Consider the following 14,036-nt stretch of genomic DNA (forward strand, 5'->3'; position numbering starts at 1 on the left):
AACACACCGGTGACCCTCGCATGACCAAGACAGGATTCGAAGCAACAGTCGAGTTCGACGACGGCAGCACCGCCGAACTAGAGATGGCTGCCGACAAATCATGGGATAGCTTCCTGAACTACTTCGGGGACGCCCAGCACGTCTACTGCGTCACGTACAGTCAGTCCCCCGCGTTCATCTACAAGATTTTTCAGAACCAAGACCTCGAAGTGGACTCGCTAGAGGTCATCGTCGGGGACAACCAGCACGACGACTACCGACGCTCGCTAAAAAACACGAACAACGCAAAGAAAATCGCCGCGCAACTAGAATCACTTCGGCGGGACGGCGACCTTCTTATCCACACCGTCGATTCCGCACGCGTCCTACTTCACACGAAACTCTACATTGTCGAGAACCAGGACGGGTCACGTACTCTCATCTGTGGGTCCGCGAATCTCTCCAAGCAGGCCTGGCAGGGGAGCAAGCAAACCAACGTCAACATCGCCTGGCGTACCGATGGAGGCACGCCCGTCGACGAGTGGTTCGAACGGCTCTACGCGTTCCACAAGGACTACGCGACGCCGTTCATGGAGGATCTGACCGAGGAGATCGAGGACGCCGAAACCGCAGAAGAGGAGGCGAAGATCTACGATATCTGGCTGGGTGGCGACGAGTTCAGTGACGACCCGGTCGCCGAGCTGAACGCACGGCTCGACGAAGCAGTTGACGACGACCAGGTCAATACGTACAACGTCGTCACCGACGCCGAAGAAGCAGAGAAAGCTGTGTTCGCCGCTGAAGATACGGACACGGATCCGACCGAAATCAGCCCGGACAAGCGCGTCCGTCTCTCCCCACAGGGACTCGAAGACGCTATCTCGAATCTGGACGACACGCTGTCTGCCAATAACATCCGGATCAACGACGGTGAAATCGTGGCGACACCCGCCGGTATCGCACGTTACAAAGAGACCTTCACTGGGTATCCTGACCTCAACGTCGATAGAGACGAGAAAAATGTTGGATTGCGGGTTGACGACTCCGTCCTTGAACTAACGGCATCACTGCCGGACGATCCGCAGGAAGTCGCTAACGCACTTGACCTGATCGAGCAGTACATCGAAACTGTCGGCGAGTTCGGTGAAACGCGAACGCCAAAGGAGACGCGGGCACATTTCTACGAGGGAATTATCTACTTCTGCTGGGCTCCGTTCGCCAACTACTGTGCCCATCACTACGCCGAATACGAGTCCGCAGAACTGGACAAGGATCTACCGTTCCTGTTCCTCCACGGTGACAACGACAGCGGGAAAGGCATGTTCCTGCGGTTCGGGGCGCGGCTCATCTCGAACGGGTACGTACAGGAGGTCACGACCGGGGACGACTTCGTCAAAAACAACATCGAGCGCGCTCGTGCGTCGGACACCGTTTTCCCGTACATCGTTGACGACGTGGCGAAGTCGAAGATCGACCGGGACATCATCAAGTCATACTGGGAGGGGAAGTGGGACGGTTCTATCCAGATGCCGACGTTCATTTTCTCCTCGAACGACTCGACGAAGCCGAAATCCGAACTCCGCACTCGGATGAAGACGCTGGATTTCAACGTCAACTTCTCCGAACTGAAGAAGGACGAACGCGAAGCAGCCGCGCAGATCGCGGGACAGGCAGACAGCTGTAATTTGTTCCCGTGGTTTGCCCACCTGTTCTTGCAGCGGGATATCTCGCTGCCAGACCAGTCGGATCGGCTCGCGGATGCTCGGGACGTGTTTGCGGAGCTGTACGCATATGCCGAGAAAGAACCGCCGGAATACGTGCCGCTGGAGAAGCCCGCCGAACAGGAACACGATCCGGGGCGTCGGAAGTGGATCAGTGCGCTGTCCGACAGGCTGTGTGAACTTGATTTCAAGGACAACGGGCGGATTGTTGCTGATTTCTCGGCACATCTGGACCAGCAACAATGCTGGGAGTTCCAGAAAGCCACGCCAGCCCATATTCGGGCGGGTATTTACGGACCGGCGGTTCAATTTGAAAGCGCAAACAGGTTCCAGAATTGGATTGATGAGCCCAGTATCATCGAAAATGCACGACGCGACACCGAGACAGCCGCTGACGACACCGGTGTTCTGTCTCGGGTCACGCGGCTCGTCCGAGGGTAATAGACATGTCTGATCACCCATCTCACCGGCGGTTCGACGGGACGTTAGTCACAGTACCGTTTGGGGGCGAAAACATCGAACGGGCAGCACGAGACGAATACCGAATGCTTCTCGACGAGCACGATTCTGAGGATGTACTCGTCATTACAGGTGCGCCGACGAGTGCGGACACGTTCCGTGAGGCGTTAGGTGAGGAACTGCCGGGCGCGGCGACGCCGTACGTGACGTCGCCGGTGGTGCACGCAACCGATGTCCTCAACCAGACCGATGACTGCGTCATTCTCTCCGACGCGCTGCGGCGTGAACTCCTGTATCGGTTCCTCGCAGACTACGAATGGGAAACCGAGTACCTCCAACGGGCATCTGTGCAGCCGTCGTTTATCGAGGATGTGGATGCCGTGATGGGCACGATCTCCTGGCAGACGGTCACACCTGAGGAAACTCCAGAACTCCGTGACATCATGGCTGCGCTCGACGCGTTCCACGAGTGGCTCGCCGATCACGGGCACATGGAGCGCGGGCACCTCATTTCAGAAGCGCTCGATGTCCTCAGTGGGGATGCCCGCGACGATGTCGTCGATTTCGATGCGGTGCTTGCAGTCGAGTTTGAGGAGTTCTTCCCGCTTGACCGCGCGTATCTCGACGCGCTCGCGGGAGACTGCGACCTCGTCTGTGTCGCCGAAGAGAACGCGAGTGTGCGCCGGACGTGGGTCGAGACAGGGCCAGTCACGGACTACGTCTCGTTCAGAGAGTCTCGACGTGGGGCATCGGGGACACCGTCGACGCGACCCGCTGCGACGGCGGCCTATTTCGCCGAGGAAACGGTCCCGAAAGATCCGGGAGCTGGGTCGGTCTCTGTTCTCGCTACAGACTCTAGTGACGAACAACTTGCCGAGATTACGAACGAGATTGAAGAGCTCGTCGCGCAGCCGGACTGGGGATACGACGACATCGCTGTTGCCACGAAGCAAAGCGGCAGTGCTGTTACAGACATTATCGAGGCACTCGAAGGCACTGGGATTCCAGCGGAATCGACAACCGTCACCGGGTTTGGTGACGACCCCGCGATTCGGGAGCTTCTCGCTGTCGTTCAGTATCTCGCCGGCGATGACGATGATGTACCCAACCACGGTCCGGAACTCGATACAGAGCGCATAGACCGTGTCAGCGAGAATGACAGCCTCGAAGACGCGATTCGCTGGTGGGCGACGGACTCCGGGTTAAAAGAGCGGATCGCGGAGCGGGCGGCCCCGTTGGATGCACGGGCGCAGTTCGGGAACGTCCGGCGGGCGTTCCGGATGGCCGAATTCCTCGAAGAGACCGAGTTCGTGGATGCGACGTGGGAGTCCTTCAAGGAGATGCTCGAACGTGCTCACGAGTATGCACCACAGCAGAATCAGACGAGCGCGACGGACCTCAGCGGTGGCGTCCGCGTCGATCACTTGCAAGCGATTAAGAACGAGTCCTTTCGCGCTGTGTTCCTCGTGAATCTCGTTGACAGTGAGTACCCAGGTGACCCGTTCCAGACACGGTTGTTCCCGAGCGAGCGAGTCGCGTCGATGCCGGACTATCCTGGTGTTACGGAACTCGAGGGATCGGATGTGGATGCGACGTTCCCGACGGCGTCGACAGCGTCGGGACGACCGTTCGTGCAGTACCATACGGAGCACGCGCGGCGACGGTTGGCTGTCGGTGCGGGTGCGGCGGCGGAGCGGCTATACTGTTGTCTCTACGAGTACGAAGACATGGCGCTCGAAGAGCGTGTGCAGGCGTCGAGGTTCCTCACAGCGGCGTATGAGGATCTTCCGTGGGTGACTGAAGCCGATGAGCCACACATTACGAGTGAGCAAGCGGCGGAGCAGTACCTGCTGTCGCGGGTTGACAACGCGCTCGCGGAGGTGCGCCGCGCGAACAGTCAGAACGTGACGGTGTCGCTTGACGAGGTCGAAGCGGAACTCGGAGAAATTCAGGACCTACTCGAACAAAGTGGCTCCCGAGGGGACGATCTCCGGGAAGCGTTGCGTGCACGTGTCGAATTCGCTAACGGGGAGGTGCGGCGATGAGTTCGTCGCTCTCCCCGTCGCGGTTAGCGAACTACGCGACGTGTCCGCGCCTGTACGACTACCGCTACGCTCAAGACGTGAACGCGCCGGACCGTACAGAACTGTATCTCAACCAAGGAACGATCTACCACGAGACTATCGAGGACGTGTGTGATGCGACTGACCGCGGTGACGACCCGGAGACGATACACAACCGGGCGATGCAGGTCTTCGATGCGAAGTGGGACGAACACAGTACTCCGGATGACTACGAATCTGCCGCGCATCAGGAGTACCAGCGAACTGAGAACCGCGCTGCCATCGCGTCGTTCTTCGATCCGGACGGCGGTGACGGGATCGAGCACGCTCGCTACTCGGTCGCTACGGAATGTTGGGTGGAGTGCGAAGTGGATGGTCGAGAACTCCATGGGAAAGCTGACAACGTCGTCCGGAGTGACGACGGGCTGCACATTTTCGACTACAAGCGGAACACGGACGGGGTTCTTTCGTCGGGGACGGCCGAGTATCTTGGCGACCATCTCGACGGGGAAGCCCACGAACCGAAGCGGGTCCGGAACGCGTTCCAGACCGCGACATACGTCGAAGGCGTGAAGAACGAACCGTTCTATGAGGATGGGATGAAGATCCGGTTCAGTTTCTACGGGATCCTCAACAGCACGTCGTTCGAGAGCACCCCGAGCGGATACGACGTGTCCGCGCGTGGCTGGCCTCGGGAAACCACGGAAATCTACGAGGACCACTACGACACGATATGGGCGCTCATCCGGGACGCCCATGATGGCATCACGGGTGAGACGTACGAGCCGGACCTGCTCGAGCTCGACCGTATCACTGAGGAGGCGTGCCCGGACTGCGACTATCGAGAAATGTGTGCTGACCGACTGTCCACGGAGGTGCAACGATGAGCGACGAGGCCGAGTACCCGTCTTGGTTTCCAGTGCCGGAAGCAGATCTCTCACCGGAACCCCAACAGGAGTCGATTATCGACTCGGACGCATACCCGATGCGTGTCCTCGCAGGCGCAGGAACGGGCAAGACGTTCACGATGGTGCGGAAGATCGAGCATCTTATCGACGATGAAGACGTCTCGCCGGACCGGATTCTCGCGTTAACGTTCACGAACAACGCGGCGGACTCGATGCGGGAGAAGCTTAACGCGAAACTCGGGACAGCGGGGTACGACATCGACGCGTACACGTACCACTCGATCTGTAACGAGATCCTCACCGACTACGCCTACGAAGCTGGGATCGACCCGGACTTCGAGGTTGCGACGGACGCCGAGAAGTACGCTATTGTGCTGGATGTTCTCGACGACATCGAGTACCGATCGGTCAAACCCAACGTGTACGGCAGCGACGGATATGCGTCCGGAGCCGCGTCGAAGCTGCTCAACTTCATCGGGTCGATGAAGCGCAGCGGCATCTCCCCAGACGACATCGACGCGTTCCTCGGGCCTGCCGACCGCGTCTACGATCTCGCCGACCTTCCGGAGCGCATCGAAACGATTGCCAGCGACCATCTCGGCGGCCGTTCCGTGTCAAGCGTACTTGAATCACTTTCTGATGTGCGCGATGAACTCACCGCGGAACGCGACGCATTGGGAACGGACGGGATCGAAGCCAGCGCCCGAGACTTCCTCGACCGGCTCGTCGACCTGTGTGATGCGCTTGAAACCGCGTTCGAGGCCCACGAAGATGGCGAGCGTGACCTGCCAGACAATGCGTACAAACTCCCGAAGTACCTGTTCGGAGGGTACGCAAGCGGTGCCCCGAAAGGGATCCCGGACGATCTGGACCTCGAACTCACGGACCATCTCGACTCGTTCGTTTCCGACTGTCTTACTGCCCGAGACCTCACCGCAGGGTACGCTGCATACGAGCGAGAACTGGACGACCGAAATCTCATCGACTTCGACGGCCTAGTAGTCGAGACAGCTGTGCTGATGGATTCTCCAGTTGGCGAGGAAATCGCCGAGCGGTGGGACTACGTGTTCTGCGACGAGTTCCAAGACACGGATCGCCTCCAGTTCGACCTCGTTACGTCACTTGTCACCGACGATAATCTGTTCGTCGTCGGGGACGACGATCAGGCGATCTACGAATGGCGCGGCGCGAACGTCGCCAACATCACCGACGAACTCGATCAGGCGTTCACGGCGCTCATGGACGAACCACTGGAGGAGAACTTCCGCTCCCGACAGCCGATTCTCAACTTAGCGAACGAGGCAATTCAGAAACTCGACCACCGTGAACGGCACAAAACACTCACTCGCGTCGACGAACCCGCGTATAACGGGGACACCGTCGCTACCGTCGAACTACCGGACGAAGACGACGACTCGAACGGTGCAACCCAACTTCGTACCGTCGTACAGAATTTACTAAGCGGTGCAGCAGAAAATCTCGATGAGACATACGACCCAGGCGACATCGCGTTACTCGTTCGGAAGAACGCCCACGCGACACCTGTCATCGAAGAATTCGAAGACGCTGGCATCCCGTACCAGGTTGCTGGCGATTTAGCCACGGAATCAGTCGGCGTCGGAACCGTCACTGCCTACCTGAAGGCGCTTGCGCGGCCGGAAGACGAGGTGAGTTGGAATCGCGTCCTCCTGATGCGGTACCGGCTGTGCGACGCAGACCTCCGCACGCTCAATGCAGGCGACGACCTGCTCGTGGATACGCTTCAGGAGACATCACTCGACGAGTTCGAGGAGCCCGACCGCGTCGCAGAAGCCCGCGAGCACGCCACAGAACTCCTCAATATCCGTGATTCGGCGTCGCTCAGCCACCTGTACCGCGAACTCACGGACCGCACGAACATCGAGTGGTATCTCAGCGAGCAGGAGCGCCGGGACCTTGCCCAGCTTGAAGACGTCATCGAACAGTACGGGGATAGTGCCGTCCAACCACCACTCACCCCGGAGTTCATCGACTCGCTCGAACACTACGACTCCCTGTTCGACGAGAGTGGCACCACACCCACGAGTCAGCCAGACGTCGCCGACGACGCGGTCAACGTGATGACCATCCACAAAAGCAAGGGCCTGGACTTCCCGGTCGTCCTTATCCCACAAGTCACGGCTGATGAATGGGCACCGAGCTCACGTACGTACGACGCCCTCGAAACCAGCCTCTCGGATGGCGCGGAAGCAGCGTTCGCCGAGGACTTCGTTGAGCGTGATGCCCGTGAGACCCGTCGTGTGTTCCACGTCGGGATCACGCGTGCCGAGGACATCCTCGTCATGCAGGGCGGTAGCGAGGAAGGCGACGATGCTGCGGACGAGGATTCGGTTTCAGAGATGGTTGACGAAATTCTTCCATCTCGAATCCCATGGCAGCCAGATCGAGGACATCTCCCGCTCTGGACCGACATCCAAGAGTGTCTCCCGGGCGAGGCAGTAGACTGGACGAACACGCTGGCCAGCGAGACTGTCGGAGACGTTGGTGGTTCCGTCAGGCATGATGGGGAGGAACTCGCGGTTGAAGCTGCGCGTAACCGCGTGATAGATCTCGCAACAGCCACACTCGGCGGGAATCTCTCACCGAGAGCCGAGCGGGAGACACTTCAGGTTGCGTCGCTGACTGGCCCGTCGACACCGTCGCCATCGCTCTCTCACAGCTACACGTCGCTAGCGGCCTACGAAGAATGCCCGCGGAGTCACTACTTGGAGTACGTGGTCAACGCCTTCCCCGATTACCAGGAGACCACAAGCGACGCCGGGAATGGCGTGTCGCAACGTACAATCGGGTTGTTGTTCCACGACACTGCAGAGCAAGCCGCGAATCAAGATGTGGAATGCCGTGAGGAATGGTACGAAATCTGCGAGCGACTTGCCGTTCAGCGCCGCTCTGAGGACGCTCTCCCGGCGGCAAAACAGTGCATCGACCGGTACTTTGAGTTAGATCTCCCCAGTTACGAGATCATCGACGCGGAGAGGGAGTTCGAACTTGATATCGATGGTCACGAACTCGTCGGCTATATCGACGCTGTCTACCGCACGCCTGACGACGAACTGATCGTCGTCGACTATAAGGCGACCGAACGTCACCGCGACCTACAAGATGATAAGCAACTCCCAATCTACCTGTTAGCGTGTCGTGACCTGTACGATGAGCCTGTATCACGAGCGGGATACGCTTATGTCGGTGACATTGGCGCAAAAGTCGAATCCCGAACATTCAGCGGTGACGACCTCGAAGCGATCAGGGACGACGTAACGGAGTCGATGAACCGTATTGCGGAGTTCTCGTTCAGTCAGTACACTGCGGGCGAACACTGTCAGTGGTGTCAACACAACCAACTTCCCTGCGCACCAGATTCGTTCACTGTCGAGCCTGGGTTCAAAGAGTAGTCAGGATTACGTCTGAAGGCCGCAAGTTCGGATTCGGACTCGGGATTATCAGTCAACGCCCGTCGAAAATCGATCAAGACGTTCTGTCGCAGTGCGGAACGCAGATTTCGATGCAGATCAAGAATCCGAGTGACCAGGACGCAATCAAAAACTCCGTGGAGGCCGCTGGTGAAGACGTGCTTCGAGAGTTGCCCCGGTTTAACCCCAGGGCAAGCGGTCGTGTCTGGTGATGCAATGAACACGCCGGCACTGATCCAGGTTCGACAGCGACGCACACCACACGGTGCTGGAAGTCGGCCAGTCATCGAGGAATGGCGCGAAGCATACGACGAACGGCAACGTGAACCGACACAGTCCGAATCTGCTGATTTCGGGGAGGGGGACTCGACTGGCGTTCAGAGTCTCGATTAATGTGATCTGGCTGTGAGCGAGAATCACGCTTTTGAGGGCGCAACGGTCTGCTGAGAAAGTAACTGCTTGTCAGCAGTCACAGAGATTCTATTGCTCAGTCGGTTCAGTTGAACGTGTTGCTCGGAACTCGAACCGTGCGCCGTCTTCTTCGCTGTCTGTAAGGGTAACGTCCCAGTTGTGAGCTTGGGCAATTCGTGAGACAATTGTGAGTCCGATACCGCTTCCGCTGTAGCCTGTTGTATAACCATGATCAAACACAGTGTCACGTTCGTCAGAGGGAATACCGTCACCAGTATCTTCGACGTAGAATCCGTTGTCAAGCGGACCAACCCGGACAGTCACGTCTGGGCCACCGTGTCCGACCGCATTCCGGAACAGATTCTCGAAGAGTGCCGTGAGCTGACTTGCATCGCCCGACACTGTGCACGGGTCTGTTGACAGGGTTGCTGACCGCGTGTCGATGAATTCCCAGGCGTCGTGGGCAATCTCAGACACCGACACTGGTTCGTGGTTTTCGTCAGGCATCCCGTGACGTGCGAGTGCGGTTAGATCAGTGATGAGTTCCTGAATACGGGTGAGGGACATATCAATCGATTCGAGTTGTGATTCGTTACCGGTTTCCTGATATAATTCGAGGCTCCCGGACGCAATTGATAACGGGTTGCGGAGATCGTGTGAGACCATACTGGCGAACTGTTCAAGCCGTTCGTTTTGGGCTTCTAACTCCGCTTCTCGCTCACGTAACGCCTGTTCGGTGTTGACCTGAGAGAGTGCAGTAGTGAGGTGAGCGGCAAGTAGTTCGCCGATAGCTACGTCTTGTGAATCGAACTCCGAGGTGGTTGGTGACCCGGCCATCAAGATGCCGTACTCACCCAGTGGAAGGTGCAACTCGCTGCGGATCGGTGACTCCGGGTTATAGATATCTGCGTCAGTCTGGGTATCATCAATCGCTGTCGCGTTCTCATCCGCAAATACCCGCCACGCGATACTCTCTTCGTCACGAAACGTCGGCGGGTCACCAATGAGCTCCAGAACAGCATCAGTGTACGCGATAGGGGCCAGTTCTTCGTTCTCCGCGTCGTACAGATGAATCGCGTTCGCCTGTAGGTCTAAGATCTCACGAGCGGCGACAACCCCCCGTTCAGCGACTTCCTCAACCGTCTCAGCGGACAATAACCGTGGCATCTCTCTGTTGAGTGCTTCGAGTTGGCGTTCTCGTTCTTTGCGCTCGGTTATCTCTGTAGACACGCCGAACACGCCTTCTACCTCACCAGCAGTATCCAGCGCAGGGACTTTCAATGAGAGATACGTTCGCTCATCACCGCCTACCGTGATTTGTTCTTCAACTTCAACCGGTTCGCCCGTTTCAAGGACACGGCGATCGTTTGCGTGGACAGTTTCAGCCATGTCCGGTGGGTGGATGGCCTCATCGTCTTGGCCGACGAGCTCTTCGGAGTCTACATTGAACAAGCGCTCGTATTCAGCATTCACAAACACGTACCGGCCATCAGTATCTTTCAGATACATCACTGCAGTCGTATTGTTGAGGATGAGGTTCAGACGGCGGTCTGCCTCCTGGAGGTCTGAGAGGACGTGTCGCCGGTTAAGGTACGCCGTGACGAACTGTAGAATCGTGGTGAGCAGCTCCTGTTCTTCGAAGAGAAACACATCGCTGTCCGTCTCAGACACAGAATCGGTCGTGTAGCCGATCGTGAGTGTGAGTTCATTACCAGCGGTGGTCACGTCCTGAACTGTGAGTTGGTGAACTGGTGGTTCATACTCCGGAGAGGTGAACTCTGTCTCATCGATAGAGAGCGAAGCAACTGCTGCTTCTGGGAACTGCAGCGACTGTGGAAGATACGTAACGATTTGCTGGAATTTTTCTGACGACTGACCGTCACCATCGCTAAGCAGATCGCTGATCGTTTGAATCGTAGTGAGTTCTTTTACTCGTTCTCGCAGTTCGTGTTCCGTTTGGTACTCGGCAACTGCGTGACGAATGCGTGTGGCAAGCCGGTCGTACTGTTCTGTCCCGCGTTTCTGTAGGTAATCGGTTACTCCGGCAGAGATGGCTTCGCTAGCGATCTCTTCTGAGCCTTTCCCTGTAAAGAGAATAAACGGTAATTCCGGATGGGTTTCACGAACCGTGTCTAAGAATTCAAGCCCATTCTGGTCTGGCATCTCATAGTCACTCACAATACACGTAATCGGTTCCGTCTCAATGAGTGTCCGCGCGTCGTGGACGCGTGTCGCAGTATGTATCGTCGCCGCAGGGAGTTTGCGTTGTAAAAACGTGGTTGTGAGATCCAAGAAATTCGTGTCGTCATCGACACAGAGAAGATGCATACAGGAGTGTATGATGCCCTTATCAAAGCTCTTTCTCAAAACACATTCTTCAGCGCCTTAATACGGACACTATCCAGACGCTACTACCGATACGGTTGATTTCGCGGCCGCGGCGATGACGTCTGCTTCTGTGTGGGGGTTCTGTTCAGTCATCCACGCGTAGTCCCGCGGCAACACGTACGATCCGTCGAAGTTGTTCGACCAGCGTATCGCTATGACGAGCAGGCGATGGATCTCGTGTAGTACCCCGCGAGAGTCAGACAGGCGATCGTGACGACTAGTCCCCAAGCAATCGAGAAAAGAAGCCACCAGATTTGTCGGTATCCGACGCGTCTTCCGTGGTGGCTGACTGCTCGATGTCCGTACCGGTTTCGGCCGCCCCGTTCAGGAGGTCGTTGACAGAGTACCCGATCCACTCAGCGAATTCCTCAGGTGCGCCGATATAGACGCTGGTGGATGATTTCTCGGACATAAATCGTTTCGGGAGACGCTTCTCGTAGTCGTACACCTCGTACTCTTCGCGGTCGAAGTCAGCCGTAATGGCATTCGGCTCCGACTCGAACGTGACACGTCCGCCTTGGATATCTCGCTGCCACTTCAACCGTCCCGTGTCGTACGTCTTCTCAGCCGGTTCATCAGCGGGGAAGTACTCGGGTTGCTCTCGACCGGCTTCGTCGTAGAATTCGCGGACAATGCGACGGACGTCTTCGATAGTGCCGTTCGCATCGGTCCACGGCTGCTCGGTGAGCATTCGCCGAGCCACGTAACTGAAGATCGGGTTTTGTCGTTCCAGCACCTCCGAAAGGTCTTCTTGTGCTTCGCGGAATCCCGGGTCCTCCGGATTAGAGGGGAAGGAGACATCCATGCTCAGGATTTTCATTCGGTTCCGGAACTCGGATTTCGGGAGCGCGTCGTTGGTCGTGAAGATGAGACACGGCTGATCGACGCTGGTGGGCGTCCAGTCGCCCCAGTAGTTTCGGATCGGGCTCCACCGCTGAATCTTCTCCTTCTCCGCGTCGATGATAGCGTACGGGAAACACGTGTCCCACTCACGGACGCCGCGGACCTCTTTGACGCCGACATCGTCCGCGTCTACACCGGAGATGACCGTGTTGTCGGAGACGAGTCGCAGGATGTACTCAGTGAGCTTGTCTTTCCCCGCGTCACTCTTCCCTTCGATGTAGAGGTGCTGCAGGACGTTGTCCAGCGTCCGGGACGGTGACGACAACGCCGCGGCGTACTGGTTGGCGAACGGGGCCCAGAACCCGTAGAGGAACGCTTCGTACATCTGCGCCATCACTGCGGTCTCGGATTGCGTGTGGCCGTGGTTCTCGACCGTCTCGATGTAGTCTTCGATTGTTTCGAGGCAGTGATCCAGGACTTCGGGGGTCGGCTCGCCGGTGGCGACAAGAATCATTTCGTCATCCTCGCCGATCACGACCTGTTCGGCCTCCGGAAGGATGGACATCGTTGGGATGGCTGTCGATTCCTTGACCTGCTTGTTATACGCGCTCATTGGCGCGGTAATGCTGTGGTCTTCGACGGTCGCGCCACGGTCACGGAGCCCAGCCCCGAACTCGTCAGCAGTGTCTTTGTCCACCTTGCTGGTTCCCATCCGTATCTTCTCGTCGGGTGCACGAATCCGCGGACGGTCGAGCCCATCCGTTAGCCCCGTTTCGTGATCCGATTCGACGAGTCCGACGTCCGGTGATTCGTCGTCATCCGGAGCGACGCTCGAGCTTTCATCGTCCGTTGGCTCGTCCGGCTCGATGACGTTGCGATCGGCGTTCTCGGGGTCTTCGACGAACGCAACTGTCTCGTCGGCCTCCTCTGGGTCGTCGACGACGGCAGTGACCTGATCGGCAACATCTTTCAGGTCCTCGACGGCATCCTGATTCAGGGCAGCAGTGTCGCTCACGTCAAGGTCCCCGGCACCAACCCAGTACTCGATGCGGTTCTCCCGCTCTTCCGGCGTATCGGCATCCTCTAACGCTTCGACAAGTCCTTCGAGGAGCGTCTGATCGCTGTACCCCTCGCGGTACTCGTCAATGAACCGCTCGAACTCCTCGTCCAGTTCGGTCCCGACATCGGTCGTGAAGACGGAGATCTGGTTCGTGTGGTACTCCCAAGAGTTTCGTGAGAGGTTGGCCGATCCTTGGACAAGCTTCACCGTGTCGTCCGGCATGACGATTCGGTAAATCTTCGAGTGGACTGTCTTTCGGTTCTTCAATCGGATCGTAAGTCGGTTGTCCTGTCGAAGTCGAACGAGCGACCGGGCCGTGGACACCTCGCTCACCTGGTCGGCATAGTCTTCGGCGTTCCCGATGAGTACGTCGAGTGAGTCGATGTCGTACTCGGTTAGCATCTGTACCATCAGCTCGGGTGTCTCCGCGTACGTCACGGCGTCTACGTGACGAGCGCCTGCGAACAGATCGAGAAAGTCATCCCGGTCTTTCACCATCGCCAGGCGGTATTTTGCAGCACCGGATCCATAGAACTCCGGCATATCTGCGAATCTGTCAAACGAGACATTCGCCGTCAGTTCGTCCATATACATAGCAGCGGTCTAAAACGAATAAAACCGTGCCGTGGCGTGGTAGTGGACCATACGCTATCGACACTTGGAGATACTTCGACAGCGACGCACACCGCACGGTGCTAGGAGCCGGCCAGTCATTGAGGAATGGCGCGAAGCATACGACGAACGGCAACGCGAAC

At 57.7% G+C, this 14,036-nt stretch carries 6 protein-coding genes; 4 read left to right on the forward strand and 2 right to left on the reverse strand.

All coding sequences use genetic code 11. The features are described from left to right. The first annotated feature begins 20 nt into the window (after positions 1-20). The 4 genes from NATTI_RS0117270 to NATTI_RS0117285 are packed head-to-tail and all read left to right on the forward strand — an operon-like array spanning position 21 to position 8,561. Positions 21-2,141 (forward strand): phospholipase D family protein, encoded by a 2,121-nt coding sequence (locus NATTI_RS0117270; protein WP_006090833.1) that lies wholly within the window; start codon positions 21-23, stop codon positions 2,139-2,141. A gap of 5 nt (positions 2,142-2,146) precedes the next feature. Next, entirely contained in the window at positions 2,147-4,204 is a 2,058-nt protein-coding gene (locus NATTI_RS0117275; RefSeq protein WP_027119200.1) for a PD-(D/E)XK nuclease family protein, read from the forward strand. Further along, a complete protein-coding gene (locus tag NATTI_RS0117280; protein WP_006090835.1) occupies positions 4,201-5,109 on the forward strand; it encodes a RecB family exonuclease in 909 nt (302 codons plus the stop codon). Before NATTI_RS0117275 ends, NATTI_RS0117280 begins: the two co-directional genes overlap by 4 nt. Next, positions 5,106-8,561, forward strand: a complete 3,456-nt coding sequence (locus NATTI_RS0117285) for an ATP-dependent helicase (protein WP_006090836.1) — start codon at positions 5,106-5,108, stop codon at positions 8,559-8,561. The genes NATTI_RS0117280 and NATTI_RS0117285 overlap by 4 nt, the downstream gene beginning before the upstream one ends. Positions 8,562-9,059: 498 nt before the next feature. Here NATTI_RS0117285 and NATTI_RS0117290 read toward each other — a convergent pair whose 3' ends face one another. Together NATTI_RS0117290 and NATTI_RS0117295 are read right to left on the reverse strand one after the other, a co-directional pair. Further along, the gene (locus tag NATTI_RS0117290; RefSeq protein ID WP_006090837.1) at positions 9,060-11,318 is read right to left on the reverse strand and encodes a PAS domain-containing protein; all 2,259 of its coding nucleotides are present in this window, start codon (positions 11,316-11,318) and stop codon (positions 9,060-9,062) included. Positions 11,319-11,595: 277 nt separating this feature from the next. Beyond that, the gene (locus NATTI_RS0117295; protein ID WP_006090838.1) at positions 11,596-13,869 is read right to left on the reverse strand and encodes a phospholipase D-like domain-containing protein; all 2,274 of its coding nucleotides are present in this window, start codon (positions 13,867-13,869) and stop codon (positions 11,596-11,598) included. Positions 13,870-14,036: the final 167 nt, after the last annotated feature.

The sequence above is a fragment of the Natronorubrum tibetense GA33 genome (assembly GCF_000383975.1).
GTDB classification, from domain to species: Archaea; Halobacteriota; Halobacteria; order Halobacteriales; family Natrialbaceae; genus Natronorubrum; species Natronorubrum tibetense.

Excerpts from the sequence above, each read along its gene's own strand:
- NATTI_RS0117285 (WP_006090836.1), top strand. The coding sequence starts at position 5,106 with ATGAGCGACGAGGCCGAGTACCCGTCTTGGTTTCCAGTGCCGGAAGCA.
- NATTI_RS0117275 (WP_027119200.1), top strand. The coding sequence starts at position 2,147 with ATGTCTGATCACCCATCTCACCGGCGGTTCGACGGGACGTTAGTCACA.
- NATTI_RS0117270 (WP_006090833.1), top strand. The coding sequence starts at position 21 with ATGACCAAGACAGGATTCGAAGCAACAGTCGAGTTCGACGACGGCAGC.
- NATTI_RS0117295 (WP_006090838.1), bottom strand. The coding sequence starts at position 13,869 with ATGGACGAACTGACGGCGAATGTCTCGTTTGACAGATTCGCAGATATG.
- NATTI_RS0117280 (WP_006090835.1), top strand. The coding sequence starts at position 4,201 with ATGAGTTCGTCGCTCTCCCCGTCGCGGTTAGCGAACTACGCGACGTGT.
- NATTI_RS0117290 (WP_006090837.1), bottom strand. The coding sequence starts at position 11,318 with ATGCATCTTCTCTGTGTCGATGACGACACGAATTTCTTGGATCTCACA.